General features: G+C 31.3%; 15 protein-coding genes. 2 read left to right on the forward strand and 13 right to left on the reverse strand.

Features of this window, described 5'->3' with window-relative positions:
* Window positions 1-45: 45 nt before the first annotated feature.
* The 8 genes from sufD to AC2D6T_RS01780 form a co-directional block, all read right to left on the reverse strand.
* Entirely contained in the window at window positions 46-1,359 is a 1,314-nt protein-coding gene (gene sufD / locus AC2D6T_RS01745) for a Fe-S cluster assembly protein SufD (RefSeq protein ID WP_484680305.1), read from the reverse strand.
* Between the two features lie 74 nt (window positions 1,360-1,433).
* Window positions 1,434-2,180 (reverse strand): Fe-S cluster assembly ATPase SufC, encoded by a 747-nt coding sequence (gene sufC / locus AC2D6T_RS01750; protein ID WP_347186553.1) that lies wholly within the window; start codon window positions 2,178-2,180, stop codon window positions 1,434-1,436.
* 110 nt (window positions 2,181-2,290) lie between these two features.
* Window positions 2,291-3,739: a Fe-S cluster assembly protein SufB gene (sufB, locus tag AC2D6T_RS01755; RefSeq protein ID WP_484680252.1), complete on the reverse strand. Its 1,449-nt coding sequence runs from the start codon at window positions 3,737-3,739 to the stop codon at window positions 2,291-2,293.
* A gap of 53 nt (window positions 3,740-3,792) precedes the next feature.
* Window positions 3,793-4,122 (reverse strand): HesB/IscA family protein, encoded by a 330-nt coding sequence (locus AC2D6T_RS01760; RefSeq protein ID WP_298949055.1) that lies wholly within the window; start codon window positions 4,120-4,122, stop codon window positions 3,793-3,795.
* A gap of 106 nt (window positions 4,123-4,228) precedes the next feature.
* Window positions 4,229-5,245 carry a cytochrome-c peroxidase gene (locus AC2D6T_RS01765; RefSeq protein ID WP_484680253.1) on the reverse strand — a complete coding sequence of 339 codons (1,017 nt, stop codon included), beginning with the start codon at window positions 5,243-5,245 and terminating at the stop codon, window positions 4,229-4,231.
* Window positions 5,246-5,410: 165 nt separating this feature from the next.
* Window positions 5,411-6,166 (reverse strand): MbnP family protein, encoded by a 756-nt coding sequence (locus AC2D6T_RS01770; protein ID WP_484680254.1) that lies wholly within the window; start codon window positions 6,164-6,166, stop codon window positions 5,411-5,413.
* Between the two features lie 4 nt (window positions 6,167-6,170).
* Entirely contained in the window at window positions 6,171-7,442 is a 1,272-nt protein-coding gene (locus AC2D6T_RS01775; protein WP_484680255.1) for a hypothetical protein, read from the reverse strand.
* 70 nt (window positions 7,443-7,512) lie between these two features.
* Window positions 7,513-8,943: a choice-of-anchor B family protein gene (locus AC2D6T_RS01780; protein WP_484680256.1), complete on the reverse strand. Its 1,431-nt coding sequence runs from the start codon at window positions 8,941-8,943 to the stop codon at window positions 7,513-7,515.
* Between the two features lie 106 nt (window positions 8,944-9,049).
* Here AC2D6T_RS01780 and thiL point away from each other — a divergent pair, with 106 nt between their 5' ends.
* Entirely contained in the window at window positions 9,050-10,099 is a 1,050-nt protein-coding gene (gene thiL, locus AC2D6T_RS01785; RefSeq protein ID WP_484680257.1) for a thiamine-phosphate kinase, read from the forward strand.
* 173 nt (window positions 10,100-10,272) lie between these two features.
* On the opposite strand, the gene AC2D6T_RS01790 is transcribed toward thiL, so the two are convergent.
* From AC2D6T_RS01790 to AC2D6T_RS01800, 3 genes are all read right to left on the reverse strand, one after another.
* On the reverse strand, window positions 10,273-11,061 hold the full coding sequence (locus tag AC2D6T_RS01790; RefSeq protein WP_484680258.1) for an alpha/beta fold hydrolase: 789 nt from the start codon (window positions 11,059-11,061) through the stop codon (window positions 10,273-10,275).
* A 228-nt stretch (window positions 11,062-11,289) separates the two neighbouring features.
* Complete coding sequence (locus AC2D6T_RS01795) at window positions 11,290-11,607, reverse strand: permease (protein ID WP_484680259.1); 318 nt, start codon at window positions 11,605-11,607, stop codon at window positions 11,290-11,292.
* A gap of 47 nt (window positions 11,608-11,654) precedes the next feature.
* Window positions 11,655-12,266, reverse strand: a complete 612-nt coding sequence (locus tag AC2D6T_RS01800) for a permease (RefSeq protein ID WP_484680260.1) — start codon at window positions 12,264-12,266, stop codon at window positions 11,655-11,657.
* Between the two features lie 85 nt (window positions 12,267-12,351).
* On the opposite strand from AC2D6T_RS01800, the gene AC2D6T_RS01805 reads away from it, so the two are divergent.
* Window positions 12,352-13,134, forward strand: a complete 783-nt coding sequence (locus tag AC2D6T_RS01805) for an alpha/beta fold hydrolase (protein ID WP_298949160.1) — start codon at window positions 12,352-12,354, stop codon at window positions 13,132-13,134.
* A 15-nt stretch (window positions 13,135-13,149) separates the two neighbouring features.
* Here the strand turns inward: AC2D6T_RS01805 and AC2D6T_RS01810 are convergent, their stop codons facing one another.
* Both AC2D6T_RS01810 and AC2D6T_RS01815 read right to left on the reverse strand, forming a co-directional pair.
* Window positions 13,150-14,442 (reverse strand): aminopeptidase P family protein, encoded by a 1,293-nt coding sequence (locus AC2D6T_RS01810; RefSeq protein WP_484680261.1) that lies wholly within the window; start codon window positions 14,440-14,442, stop codon window positions 13,150-13,152.
* Window positions 14,443-14,642: 200 nt separating this feature from the next.
* Window positions 14,643-15,983: a DEAD/DEAH box helicase gene (locus AC2D6T_RS01815; RefSeq protein ID WP_484680262.1), complete on the reverse strand. Its 1,341-nt coding sequence runs from the start codon at window positions 15,981-15,983 to the stop codon at window positions 14,643-14,645.
* Between the last annotated feature and the right edge of the window lie 186 nt (window positions 15,984-16,169).

Below are 16,169 nucleotides of genomic sequence, written 5' to 3' on the forward strand. Positions count from 1 at the left end.
TTTTTATCAATCTTAACTTTTTAGAATAAAAATTACCTTTATCAGTTATAGATCGAACCCTAAATTAACACCTAATTTTTTAGCAATTAGTTTTGTAATACGTTGTTTTACTTCAGGTATTTTAACACTTTCTAAAACCGTATTTGCAAAGGCGTACATTAATAATGCTTTACCTTCCTTTTTAGGAATACCACGTTGTTGCATGTAAAATAAAGCATCTTCATCTAATTGGCCAATGGTACAACCATGAGAACATTTTACATCGTCTGCAAAAATTTCTAGTTGAGGTTTTGCATTAATCGTTGCTTTATCGCTTATTAAAACGTTGTTGTTTTGCTGATAAGCATTGGTTTTTTGTGCTTCTTTTTCTACAATTACTTTTCCGTTAAAAACGCCTGTAGAGCGCTCGTTAAAAATACCTTTATAATCTTGATGACTCTCGCAATTTGGTTCTATGTGATGTACCAAAGTATGATGATCTACATGTTGTTTTCCTTCAATAATGGTAATTCCTTTTAAAATAGAATCTATATGTTCTCCTTTTTGATAAAAATTTAAATTGTTTCTGGTAATGTTTCCTCCAAAAGAAAATGTATGTACAGAAACGACACTGTTAGATTGTTGTTCTATGTAAGAATTATCTACTAAAGAAGCAGTAGTTTCATCGTTCTGGATTTTATAATAATCTACATTAGCAGCTTTGTCTGCAAAAACTTCTGTAACTACGTTAGATAAAACAGGGTTTGCTGTTAAACTTTGATGACGTTCTATAATTTGTACTTGAGCATTTTCTCCAACCACAATTAAATTTCTAGGTTGTAGCATAGTAGCTTCTTGAGAACCTGTTGTAAAATTTAAAATTTGTATTGGTTTTTTAACCTCTGTATTTTTAGGAATATTAATATAAGCACCTTCTGTAGCAAAAGCTGTATTTAAAGATGTTAAATTATCTTGTTTGGCAATTTTGTTAAAATACTTATCTATGACAGCTTTGTATTTTGGGTTTGTTAATGCAGAAGACATCAAACAAACATCGTAATGCTCGTGTGTAGTTTGCGATAAAAAAGAACTGTATTTACCATTGATAAAAACAATTTTATACGCATCTATTTCGTGGATAAAGTATTTTTTTACATCTGCTAATTCTATAGCTTCTACTTTACTAGGAAATAAACTGTAATCTTGCTTTAAAACAGAATTTAAAGAAGTGTATCTCCAAGCTTCTAGTTTTCTTGTAGGAAAACCTACTTTTTCGAAATTTTGTAGTGCCTCAGAGCGTATTTCATGTACATCAGAATTTACATCTACATGATTTTCAAATGCTACGTAAGATGATAGTAATTTATCTTGTAATTCCATATTATTGTTCAAAGTTTAAATTTTTTTATTCAAAGTTTTACAACCTTAAATATTAAATTTTGAATAAGAATTAGTTACGCTAATTCTTTAATCCAATCATACCCTTTTGCTTCTAATTCTAAAGCTAAAGAAGCGTCTCCTGTTTTTACTATTTTTCCATCGTGTAAAACATGTACAAAATCTGGTACAATATAATCTAACAAACGCTGGTAATGTGTAATTACAATTACTGCATTATCTTTAGATTTTAGTTTGTTAACACCGTTGGCAACAATACGTAAAGCATCTATATCTAAACCAGAATCTGTTTCATCTAAAATGGCTAATTTTGGTTCTAACATGGCCATTTGAAAGATTTCGTTACGTTTTTTCTCTCCACCAGAAAATCCTTCGTTTAAAGAACGACCTAAAAATTTACGATCTATTTCTAATAATTCAGATTTTTCGCGAATCATTTTTAACATGTCTTTTGCTGGCATGTCTTCTAATCCTTTTGCTTTTCTAGTTTCGTTAATAGCCGTTTTTATAAAGTTAGTTACAGAAACACCAGGTATTTCTACTGGGTATTGAAACGATAAAAACACACCATTATGTGCTCTTTCTTCTGGAGCAAGCTCGCTAATATCTTCTTCATTTAGTTCTATAGAACCTTCTGTAACTTCATATTCTTCTTTACCAGCAATAACGTTAGCCAACGTACTTTTTCCAGCACCATTTGGTCCCATAATTGCATGTACTTCACCAGCTTTTACTTCTATATTCAATCCTTTTAAGATTGCTTTTCCGTCTATTTCTGCTTTTAAATTTTCTATTTTTAACATGGTATTTATGTGTAATCGTGTAAATGTTTATGTGTGTAATGGTATTTTTAATTTTAACTATTTAAACGATTTAACGGTTAAACAATTAAACAGATATAAATTTTAATTTTTTATCCTACAGAACCTTCTAAACTGATTTCTAATAATTTTTGTGCTTCTACAGCAAACTCCATTGGTAATTTGTTTAATACTTCTTTACTAAAACCGTTTACAATTAAAGCAATTGCTTTTTCTGTATCAATTCCACGTTGGTTGCAGTAAAATAATTGGTCTTCACCAATTTTACTGGTGGTTGCTTCGTGTTCTATTTGTGCAGATTTATTTTTTGCTTCTATGTATGGAAATGTGTGTGCACCACAGGCATTTCCCATCAATAAAGAATCACATTGTGAAAAATTACGGGCATTTTCTGCTCTAGAATTTATTTGAACCAACCCTCTATAACTGTTTTGAGATTGTCCTGCAGAAATACCTTTAGATATAATGGTAGACCTAGTGTTTTTACCTAAATGAATCATTTTGGTACCAGTATCTGCTTGTTGATGGTTGTTGGTTACTGCAATTGAGTAAAACTCGCCTACAGAATTGTTTCCTTTTAAAATACAAGAAGGATATTTCCAGGTAACAGCAGAACCTGTTTCTACTTGTGTCCAAGAAATTTTTGCATTGTTTTCGCACAAACCTCTTTTAGTTACAAAATTGTACACACCACCTTTACCTTCTTTGTTTCCTGGATACCAGTTTTGTACTGTAGAATATTTTATTTCTGCATCATCTAAGGCTATTAATTCTACAACTGCGGCATGTAATTGATTTTCATCACGCATTGGAGCTGTACACCCTTCTAAATAGGAAACATAACTTCCTTTATCTGCTACCACTAAAGTTCTTTCAAACTGTCCTGTTCCACCTTCGTTTATTCTAAAATAAGTAGATAATTCCATCGGACATTTAACGCCTTTTGGAATGTAACAGAAAGAGCCATCAGAAAAAACAGCCGAGTTTAATGCTGCATAAAAATTGTCTGTAGTTGGTACTACTGTACCTAAATATTTTTTTACCAATTCTGGATATTCTTGTATTGCCTCAGAAATTGGCATAAAGATAATCCCTTTCTCTGCTAGTGTTTTCTTAAACGTAGTAGCTACAGAAACTGAATCCATAACAATGTCTACAGCAACATTGGCTAATTTTTTTTGTTCGTCTATAGAAATTCCTAAACGCTTAAAGGTGTCTAACAATTCTGGATCTACCTCATCTAAAGAGTTTAATTTAGGTTTCTTTTTGGGTGCAGAGTAATAGGCAATATCTTGAAATTTTGGTTTTTCATAATGTACATTTGCCCATTCTGGTTCTTCCATTTGTTCCCAAACTCTAAAAGCTTCCAAACGCCATTCAGTCATCCATTCTGGTTCGTTTTTCTTTTTAGAAATTGCTCTCACAACATCTTCATTTAAACCAATAGGAAATGTATCGCTTTCTATATCTGTATAAAAACCGTATTTATATTCTTGTGTTTTTAATTCTTCTTCTAGTTGTTCTTCTGTGTACTTACTCATAATTCTATTTCAATTTTTAAATTCCTTCCCTTTGGGAAGGTTAGGAAGGGCTTTTACAAACTAAAAGATTCCCCACAACCACAGGTTCTATTGGCATTTGGGTTGTTAAATACAAAACCTTTTCCGTTTAAACCTCCAGAATATTCTAAAGTGGTGCCTACTAAATATAAAAAGCTTTTTTTATCTACAATAAGCCTTACGTTGTTTTCTTCAAAAATTTTATCGTCTTCACCTTTTTTGTTATCAAAAGTTAGATCGTAAGATAAACCTGAACAACCACCACTTTTTACGCCAACTCTAACATAGTCTTTAGTTGCGTCAAAGCCATCATCTTCCATAAGTTCTATGACTTTTTTCTTTGCCGTGTCTGAAACTTTTATCATAATTTTAAATAGATTAAATCTAAATTGAGTGCAAATATACAATATAAGTCGTAGAAAAACACAGAACTTTCATTATCAAAAACGATGTTGTTATTGGTTTTATTGATTATTCTTTAAAACTAGGATTGTTGAGAAAAGAAGGGTCAGAAAGTGTAAGTAAAAAAGCTTTTAAATCTGCTTTTTCTTTTGGAGATAACCCTACACCACCTTGATTTACTTTTTTCATTAAAGGATCTATAGTTGACGATCTTTGCAAACCTTCTGAGTAGTGATTGATTACCTCTTCTAAAGTAGCAAATCTACCATCATGCATATATGGGGCTGTGTAAGCTAAATTTCTAATAGATGGCGATTTGAATTTACCATTGTCATTTGGGTCTCCAGTAACTGCACCCAAACCTAGATCTGTAAAATTGGTATCTAAACCATTGTTATGAAATTTGTTATCTGTCCAAAGGGGATTGTTGTTGCTTCCATGGCAATGAAAACAATCTCCCTTAGCTTCGTCCATAAAAATATTGAAACCATTTTCTTCTTCAGTAGTTAACGTTGCTTCTCCTAATAAGTATTTATCAAACTTACTATTGCCAGAAATTAACGTTCTTTCAAATTGTGCAATAGCTTTGGTTACTAGAGTTGAATCTATGTTTGAGCTACCAAAAGCTTGTAAAAATAACGCTGGATATTCTGGATGATTTTCTAATTTTTGAACAACATTTATCCAACTTTCGTGCATTTCTATAGGATTTGTAACAGGCTCAAAAGCTTGATTTTCTAGGCTGAATTCTTTTCCATCCCAATTAAAAAGTTCGTCGAAATTCCAGGCTAAATTAAATAAAGGCATGGCATTTCTGGTTCCTAATTTTTTATCAATGCCTAAACTAAACTGCTGATTATCTGAAAATGCGTTTTGTGGTTGATGACAACTTGCGCAAGACTGGGCATCATTACCAGAGAGTATTTTATCGAAAAACAACTTTTTACCCAAAGCAACACCTTCTTTTGTTAATGGGTTGTCTACAGGTATTATTGGTGCAATTAATTTATTTGCAAAAAGAGTTGGTATTTCTAACTTGTATGGAACAGGCGAATACATTTCATCTTCTTTTGATGCGCAATTCATCAGAAGGAGAAATGTACATAAAAACAGATATTTTTTTCTCATAATTTAATAGTTCTCGATACAAATTTTTTTATACTTCGAAAATTCAATCGAACTAACAACCAATAATTATTATGCCACATCGAGTGAAATTCTTTTTTCAAGAATTTTGTACCGAGATGTTTTTTACGAACCTACTTTTCCTAAAGAAAAAACCGATTTTCCGTTGGCACTCATTAATTTCTGGGCTTCAAAATTGGGCATTAAAACCGTATTTAGTTGGTTTAAATTCCATGTATTGGGGTTTTTAAACCACTCTGCTAGGTTTACGTTAATTTCTATGGTTGTATTTTCTTTTAAGTCGATAGCCCCTAAATCTACCTCAAAAGAAGTGTCTTCGAATTTTAAATTATTGGGGTCTGTTCTATCTACAGCTCTAATTGCGTGATAGTTAAAACCAGATTCCTGATTGTTTGTGTCTAAATACTTCCCATCAAATTGCATGTAATGATAGCCACCACCTAACATTTCTGGAACATTAAAGTTTACCGAATTTAAATCTTGATAAATGCCATCTGTATTGTCTGTATCAGAAAAACCGAAAGTAAATTTTAATTGTTGATTTCCTAAAGGAACTTGATTAAATTCGATTTCTAACCCAGTGTTATCACCAACATTTATTAATTGATAATTATTATTTAAATCACCAATATTAATATTAGAAACCACATATCTTAGGCGCTCAATACTTATTGATTCTCCATTTTTATTAATGAATTTAAATATTTTAAAATCTGATGATGTTACAGGAACACCGTCCCAATTATGCGTAAAATTTAGGGTAACATTAACGGTTTTTATATTTTCACAGCAATTTAATTCTGCTTTACAACCACTAAAAGTGATTACAATAATGAATATGAAACCTATAATTTTTTTCATTTTTTTATTTTATGTTGATGATTAATGCATCTGTAAAACCTTTATTTTCTGGAATATCTCCATTAGAACTACTACTTTCTCCTACTGCAATTATGTTTTTATTGTTGAGTTCTACAGCGTCATATAGAAAATCAATTTTAGAACCACCTACAAGTTTTTGCCACTCTATTTCTCCTAATGCATTTACTTTTAGAACCCAAGCATCGTTTTGTCCTTTATTGGTAAAACCTGCATCAGAACTTCGTGAACTTCCAGAAATTACAAACCCGTTGTCTTGTGTTTTAGAAATTGATCGAGCCACATCAAAACTAGTAGCGCCAATTGTTTTTTGCCAAATTAAACCTCCATCAGCATTTATTTTTAGCATCCATAAATCTGCAGCTCCATTATTATTTGTAATATCTTTATCAGAACTTCTTGTATCGCCAACAATCATAAAATTGCCGTCATTTGTTGCTGTTATTCCTCTTGGCTCATCAATTTCTGAGCCTCCATAATTTTTTTCCCAAAGTAAAGTTCCGTCATTAGAAATTTTTAAAATCCAAAAGTCATAACTTCCTTTATTATTGGTAATATCTACATCATTACTATCTGAAGAACCAGCAATAATAAAACTATTATCTTCAGTTTTTACAACACCAAAAGGGGTTTCTGTAAAAGAACCTCCATAGTATTTACTCCATTCTAAATCTCCAGAAACGTTAAGTTTTATAGCCCAGATATCACCACCTGCATGTCTTTGAGTTGATTTTGAATTTCCTTCTCCTCCCGAAGCTGTAACGTCTAAAACACCCGTAATTAAATATCCATTATCATCGGTTTGAAGTAAAGTTGTACCGTAATCTGCTCCAGGATAACCAAAGTTTTTTTGCCAAGAAAGGTTTCCATCAGCAGAGATTTTTATCAACCAAAAATCTTGTGAGCCTGCATTTGAAGTTACATTTCCATCAGAACTTTTACTATACCCTAAAAGGGCAAAACCGCCATCATTTGTGGTAATAATATCTGCTCCTCTATCATCATCTGAACCTCCAAAGGTTTTGCTCCAAATTAAAATATCTTTTGATGAGAATTTCATCACCCAAAAATCAAAACCTTCATTATTTTTGGTGGTAATATCTTCATCATTACTTTGAGTATAGCCAAGTATTGCGTAGCCACCATCATTGGTTTTTACGATTGATTGAGTGACATCATTTTTTGAACCTCCATAAGTTTCTGCTGTAATTGTTTCTGCGGTGTTTTCAATTATGATTAAAGGGTCTATAACCTCCATTTTAGAGCAATTACATAAAAAAATAAAACTTACTATGTAACAGATATTTTTCATGAAAAAATGGATACGTTTAGTTAACAACTAATTTTTTAATAAGAGTACTATTAACCTTTACAAGGTATATTCCTTTATTTAAATGGGTTGTATTTAAAACGTATTCTGATTGGTTTATTGTGTTTAAATCAACTACTTTTTTACCTAATATTGAAAAAACGCGAACACTATTAATCGTTTTATTATTAGCCATTCTGATGGTTACTTTTTCGGATACTGGATTTGGATATAAAGAAAATGAATTTTTGAGTTGTTGATTTTCTAATCCAAGAGTTCCGCTTTTTCTGATCACAAAAAAACCGTCATCAATATCACTAATAATAATATTTCCACTAGGAAAATAAGGATATACGTTCCAAACTCCATTAAATGCTGTGTTGTTATTATTAGGATAGGTGTCAAAATAACCTACTTCAGTGAAGTTTTTGTTTGTAGCATCAGAAACATCTATCATTCTAACACCTGCTGTATAACTTGCAAGGTAATAAATATTGTTTTTTACGTATCCGTTATGATCTATGGCTGCATTACTTCCAACATAATCGAAATGATATAAAGGATTGTCTAAATCTGTAAAATCAAAAACAATGGTTCTTGTATTGTTTCCTACTCTAAGTTCATCTAATTCATCACCTAAAATAAAATATTTAAAATCTTCTGTAAACCAACCTTGATGAGCATATCTAACATTGGTATAGCTTATTGTAGCGATTACTTTCGGATTATTTTTATCAGAAACATCTGCAATTACAACTTCATTTTCATTACTACCAATAAGAATTTCTTTTCCAGTATAATCATTATCAGGTCCGTTATAAGTTACAACTTGCGCATCATGAGAATAACCACCTGCAGCAAAACCACCTTCTGATATAGGATTTAAAGGATCTTGAATATTTATAAATATTGGGCCGCCTATATAAGTAGAGCTTCTACTTGCACCAACTATATAAGCATAACCACTTTCTTCATTAATTACGATATTATGAGCACTTCCAAATTCTGTAAAATGTACATCTGCACTAAATTCTTCAGGAGGAGTTGTAACCGTTCTTAATCGTTTTAAATCAAAAACTTGCATTCCATGGTTAAGTGCTTCACTTACAATAAATGCATAATCTTTATATACTTTTATATCTCTCCAAGAACTATTTACTGTACTTGTTTTAAGAGTACCTAAAATAATTGGAGTTAAAGGATTTGTAATATCTATAAAAACAACCCCTTTGTTTATGCCCATTAAAGCATATTCTTTTTGGGTATTTGGATCTGTCCAACCCCAACTATCATTTCCTTCTGTACCATTTCCTGCCAGAGTATTCAAAGAAATATGAGAAAGTAAATCGTAATTATTACAAGGATATATGTCTGCAAAACCATTAACACAAGGTGTTTGAGCAGCAGTTAAAAAGGCTAAAAAAAAGAGTAAAAATGTAATTTTTTTCATCGCATAAACTTTTACATTTCTCAAAAATACTATTTAATGGTTAAATTATTTAAATAACAGTGTTAAAGTGTTTAGTAGCTTTTTAAAATGTAACTATCTTTGCAAAATGTTAGAAGATAAAAATCAAAGCAAAACCTCTTTAGCTAAACTTGGTGAGTTTGGCTTAATTAACCATATTACAAAGTATTTTAAAATCAATCAGGCCTCTTCTGTAAAAGGAATAGGAGACGATGCTGCAGTTTTAGCGACTTCAGACAAACAAACTTTGGTAACTACAGATTTGTTAATAGAAGGTGTGCATTTTGATTTAAGTTATATGCCCTTAAAACATTTAGGGTATAAGGCTGTGATAGTTAATTTATCTGATGTATATGCGATGAATGGAGCTGCAGAACAGATTATGGTTTCTATTGCTGTTTCTAATAGATTTCCTTTAGAAGCTATTGAAGAATTATATGCAGGTATTCAGTTAGCTTGTGACACTTATAAAGTAGATTTAATTGGTGGAGACACCACCTCTTCTACCAAAGGAATGTTACTTTCTGTAACCGCTATTGGAAAAGCCGAAAAAGACAATGTTGTTTATAGAAATGGTGCTAAAGTAACCGATTTAATTGTGGTTTCTGGTGATGTTGGTGCAGCTTATTTAGGTTTGCAGGTGTTAGAAAGAGAAAAGCAAGTTTTTAAGGTAGACCCAAATAATCAACCAGATTTAGATAAATATACCTATTTAATTGAGCGTCAATTAAAACCAGAAGCACGTAAAGATGTAGCTGGTTTGTTAAAAGAGTTAGATGTAAAACCTACTGCTATGATTGATGTTTCCGACGGAATTTCATCAGAACTTTTTCATATTTGTACACAAAGTAAAGTAGGTTGTAAGGTCTATGAAGACAAATTACCTTTAGATCCACAAGTAATCTCTACTTGTGAAGAGTTTGAATTAGATTCTACCATGGTTGCTTTAAGTGGAGGTGAAGATTACGAATTGTTATTTACTGTGCCTATTGCCGATTTTGATAAAATAAAAGGCAATCCTAATTTTTCTATTATTGGGCATATTACAGAAGAAAATCAAGGCTTACAACTAGTAACAAGAGCCAACCAAGAAATTGAGCTAAAAGCCCAAGGTTGGAATGGAATGAAAGAGGAGTAAGTTTTTAAAAGATTTGTTTGATTATATAGATACGGAACATTTTTTAAAGTGCTTACATCAAACGGAGAAGGCAATTCATCTACATATAAAATTTTCTAATTCATTTTTATACGTCACTTTTTCTTACAGCTAAAGTTATTGTAAGTTACAATATTGGGTTTTTAATAAAAACCTTAACAGAATTTTATAAATGCCTTTAAAGCGGTAATTAATTCCTCTATGTTTTCAATATGGCTCATGTGCCCACCATTTAAAACCACAATTTTAGTATTGGTTTTTTTAGCCTCTTGTAAAGAGGTTTCTAAGTCTAAAACTGGGTCTTTTTTTCCAGTAATAATTAATTTTTTAAAACTGTTTTCAACCAAAACTGCACTGCTATTTTTACGAATTCGCATACCTTCGTTAGCAGCCATATAACCTTGTATTGGCGTTTGTAAGGCTTCCTGCAAAGCGACATTTATTTCTGTTTTAAATGTTTTTCTATTTGCTTCGCTAAATAAATTCACAAAAGACATTCTAACCATATTGGTAAAGTTACTTTGTATCATTTTGTTAGCTCTAAAACGTAGTTTTTTACGTTCTTCAGAATCTTCATTAGAGGTTGAATTTAATAAGCACAACCCCTTTATTTTAGAAGGATTATTTTTGGCTAGTTGCAAACTAACATAGCCTCCTAAAGAATGCCCAACCAAAATATATTTTCTAAGTTTTAGGTGTTTTAAAACAACTTCTACAGCCTCAGAAAACAGCTCTATAGTATGTACATAACCCAAACAATCGCTTTTTCCATGGCCTAACAAATCTATAGTAACAATCCTGTTTCTTTTTGAAAGTTTCGGTTTTATGGTATTCCACATTGTGGAATTTTCTAAAAAACCATGGATTAAAACCACAGCAGTTCCTTTTCCGACGTCTGAAAAGGAAATTTTTGCATTTTTAAAAGTGATGGTTTTTTGCATCATACAAAAATATGTATATTTTCATCTCTAAATCCATCAATTTATAAACAAAATAAAAGAAATTTAGATTGCTTATTTTTTATTTACGGTGCACTTATTCTATTGCTTCTCTTTTTTCTGCAATCTTTATAGAAAATGCTTTTAGAACTGAAACTTTATAAAGTTTATGCACATAAATTTCAGGCAATTAGGCGCTACTTTTTTAAGTTTTTTTGGTGGCTTTGGCTTGTTTTATAAAATAAGATTAAACAAATATCCAGAAAGGATAATACATAGGGTTACCACACCAAAAAAGATAGTTATTAATTTTAAAGTCATCACTTTTTTTAAAAGCATTGCTTCTGGTAAAGAAAGCCCTAAAACACCCATCATAAAAGCAATTGCAGTTCCTAAAGGAATTCCTTTTGCTACTAAAACTTGTACAGTTGGCAAAATTCCTGAGGCATTAGAATACATAGGCACTGCTAAAATAGTTGCAATAGGTACTGCAAATAAATTGTTTTTGTCTAAATATTTTTCAAAAAATCCTTCTGGAATATAACCATGCATTAAACCACCAATAGCAATCCCTACTAAAATATAAGGAATAATACCTTTTAAATTTTTACAACTTCATCCCAAATAATGGATAAACGCGCTGTAAATTTTTTATTTTCTGCTTTAAAAATATCCTGATTTCTTTGTGCATTTTCTAAAACCTTTTTTACCCAAGGAGTTAAAAAACGTTCTAATTTTAATTTTTGAAGAATAATTCCAGAAATCGACCCTAAAAGAACGCCACTTACCACGTAAATTAAGGTTGTTTTTAAACCAAACAATCCTATAAAAAGACCAATAGCCACCTCATTTACCAAAGGAGATGTAATTAAAAAAGCAAAAGTAACACCTAAAGGAATTCCTCCTCTTACAAACCCAATAAATAAGGGTACTGATGAACAAGAGCAAAATGGGGTAACCACTCCAAAAAGACTCGCCATTAGATATTCTAAACCATATAATTTATTTCTAGAAAGGTAATTTTTAACTTTATCAACTGGGAAATAACTATTTACAATTCCCATAAAAAAGATCACTACAAAGAGTAGAATAAGAATCTTTGTAGTATCATAAATAAAAAAATTAAGCGCTTCTGCTAAATGTTGTTCTTTGGTTAAATTAAGAACATCATAAACAAACCAATCTGCCAAATTTTGTATCCAATCAAACATTTTAAATGAGATTTATAACTGAAAAGCAACGAACTTTTTTAAAATAAAAAAGTTTATTTTTGCTTATATAATTTTGAAGAAACATTTGTTAAACTACTATACATATCCGCATGCAACTTCTAAAGAATGGGTAACTTTTGTTCATGGAGCAGGAGGTAGCAGTTCTATTTGGTTTAAACAAGTGCGCGATTTTAAAAAGCATTTTAACGTGTTGATTTTAGATTTACGAGGTCATGGAAATAGCAAGCCATCTTTAAAAGATACCTTTAACCCTAAATATACTTTTGATTCGATTACCAATGATATTGTTGAGGTTATAGAGCATTTAAAGATTGAAAAATCGCATTTTATAGGTATCTCTTTAGGAACTATTTTGATACGTAATTTGGCAGAAAAAAAACCAGAATTAGTGCAAAGTATGATCATGGGAGGTGCCATTATTAAATTAAATATTCGTTCTCAAATACTAATGAAACTCGGTGTAATTTTTAAATCGGTGGTACCATACATGCTATTGTATAAGTTTTTTGCATTTATTATTATGCCAAAAAGAAATCATAAAAAATCGAGATCGTTATTTGTAAATGAAGCTAAAAAACTTTACCAAAAAGAGTTTATAAGATGGTTTAAATTAACTTCAGAGATAAACCCGTTATTACGTTTTTTTAGAACAAAAGATATTAAAATACCTACTTTATATGTAATGGGCGCAGAAGATCATTTGTTTTTACCTTCAATAAAAAATATAGTTGCTAAACATGTTACATCTTCTTTATTTATAGTTGATAAATGTGGGCATGTTGTAAATGTAGAACAGCCAGAAACGTTTAATACAGAAACTATTAAATTTATTGAATCTTTAGCATAAAAAAAAGTGAGTTTATTATGGGTTCATAATATCCTCAATTTCATCTGCTTCAATAGGTATATTTTGCATTAAATTAATAGGATCTCCTTGTTCTTGAATCACAACATCATCTTCTAAACGAATACCAAAACCTTCTTCTGGAATATAAATACCAGGTTCTACAGTAAATACATTATTTGCTTGCATTGGCTCGTGTAATAAGCCATAATCATGTGTATCTAAGCCAATATGGTGACTTGTACCATGCATAAAATACTTTTTGTAAGCAGGCCAGTTTTTATCTTCATTTTGCACATCAGCTTTGTCTATTAAACCTAGTTTTAATAATTCTGATGTCATCAATTTACCAACTTCTACATGATATTCTTTCCAAATTGTACCAGGAACTAATAATTTTGTAGCTTCTTTTTTAACTTGATTAACAGCATTGTAAACAGCTTTTTGTCTGTCTGTAAATTTACCAGACACAGGTACCGTTCTAGACAAATCACTTGAGTAATTTGCATACTCTGCGGCAGTATCAAACAAAATTAAATCGCCAGCTTTACATTGCTGATTGTTCTCTGTATAATGCAAAACATTGGCATTGTTTCCAGAGGCAATTATAGGTGTGTAAGCAAAACCTTTAGATCTATTTCTTACAAATTCATGTAATAACTCTGCTTCAATTTCAAATTCCCAAACACCAGGTTTTATAAAGTCTAAAATTCGTCTAAACCCTTTTTCTGTGATGTTACAGGCTTGTTGCATTAAATCTAATTCAATTTGGTCTTTTACAGAACGTAAGCGTTGTAAAATAGGATTGCTTTTTGCTACAGAATGTGCAGGGTGTTTAGCCAACAACCATTTTGTAAATCGATCTTCACGAGTTTCAGTTGCTACATTTGCTCTGTAATGTTCGTTGGTGTTTATGTAAAAAGTATCTGCGTAAGACGCCATTTCAAACAAGACTTTTTCTAGGTCTTGCAACCAATAAATGGTTTGTACACCACTCGTTTTTGTAGCGGCCTCTTTGGTTAATTTTTCGCCTTCCCATACAGCAATATGTGCATTTGTTTCTGTTAAAAATAAAATTTCACGTAAATTTTCATTAGGGCAATCTGGAAACAGCATTAAAACACTTTCTTCTTGATCTACTCCACTTAAATAAAAAATATCTCTGTGTTGTTGAAAAGGCATTGTGCTATCTGCAGAAATCGGATAAATATCATTAGAATTAAAAACAGCAATACTATTTGGCTTCATTTTAGAAGCAAAATTTTTACGGTTTTTTATAAATAATTGGGAGTTTATTTGATGGTATTTCATATTGAATATTCTTTAAAACTCAAAGGTAAGAAATCTAAACACCAACATGAAATACGAAATGTATAACAAGCACTTTGTCACGCTGTAAACGTTTCAACCAAAAGTGACAAAACAATGTGTGAGACGCTTACAGCGTGACATATCGTATGAAAAAAATTCTACAAAAAAACTAATTTTCCCCTTTGGGGGATAAAAGGGGGCTATCTTCTTTTTTTTGGCGCTCCAGTTCTACCTCTACCAGAAGTAGCTCCAGCAGCTTTATTTTCTTTAAAATGTGGTTTTCTTTTTGGTTTTCTTTTTGATGCAGAACTAGTTTCAGTACCTGATTTTCTATTGGAGTTTGTTGTTTTTTTCTTTTTACCAAAAGACTTTTTGCTTTGTGTTGCGGCTCTTTTAGGTGGTGCAGTATCTGTAGGCTCAAAACCTTCTAAAATGGTAGATTTTAATTTTTCTTGTAAAAGTTTTTCTATTTCGTTTTGGTATTCAGTTTCTTCACTACACACAAAAGAAATAGCCTCTCCAGCTGCACCTGCTCTACCAGTTCTACCAATTCTATGCACATAATCTTCGGGTACATTTGGCAATTCGTAATTAATAACGTGTGGTAATAAAGGAATATCTAAACCACGAGCAGCAATGTCTGTAGCCACCAAAATTTTAATTGTATTTTCCTTAAAATTTTTCAGCGCTTTTGTTCTGGCCCCTTGGCTTTTATTACCATGTATAGCAGCAGCAGAAATACCTGCTTTCATTAGCTTTTCAGTTAACTTATTAGCACCATGTTTCGTTCTTGTAAACATTAAAACTTGAGACCAATTATTATCTTTTATCAATTTAATAGCCAACTCAGTTTTTCGTTTTTTATCAACCTTGTATACTTTGTGAGTAACCTTTTTTGCAGTCGAATTCTGTGGTGCAGTTTCTACAGATACAGGATTTTTTAAAATACCAGCAGCTAATTTTTTTATATCATTAGAAAAAGTAGCAGAGAACAGAAGGTTTTGCCTTTTTGCAGGCATAAAACTGATTATTTTGTTAATATCTCTAACAAACCCCATGTCTAACATTCTATCTGCTTCATCTAAAATTAATACATCTACACGTTTAAAAGACACAGCTTTTTGGTTATGTAAATCTAATAATCTACCAGGTGTTGCCACTAAAATATCTACACCTCTTTTTAAAGTTGCTATTTGTTTTGCTGGCTTTACACCCCCAAAAACAACAGCAGAATATATGTTTAAATACTTACTATACTCTCTAACGTTCTCGTAAACTTGTGCAGCCAATTCTCTTGTAGGTGTTAAAACCAAGGCACGTAAAGGCCTGTATTTTGGGTGTTTTGTTTCCGATAAATAGTGTAAAACAGGCAACGTAAAACCTGCAGTTTTACCTGTTCCTGTTTGTGCAGAAGCTAAAATATCTTTGCCTTCTAAAATATGTGGAATTGCTTTTTCTTGAATGGGAGATGGTTTTGTATATCCTTTTTCTTCAACTGCTTTTAAAATGTTTTTGGATAAACCTAAATCTTTAAATGTCATATATAATTTTTAAAAAATAGCATTTAAGTAACTATTTCTGCTACAAAGATACGTTCTTTAAACTTGAAGTAAATTTACCTGCAAAATCTTGCAAAATTTATAGGTATAATTTAAAATTTTCATTCTTTTTTTGGGGCGTTTTAACGGGCTTTCACTACTCGCTTTTTTTCGTTCCTCAAAAAGAAC

It is taken from the genome of Polaribacter sp. YIW18, from assembly GCF_057219325.1.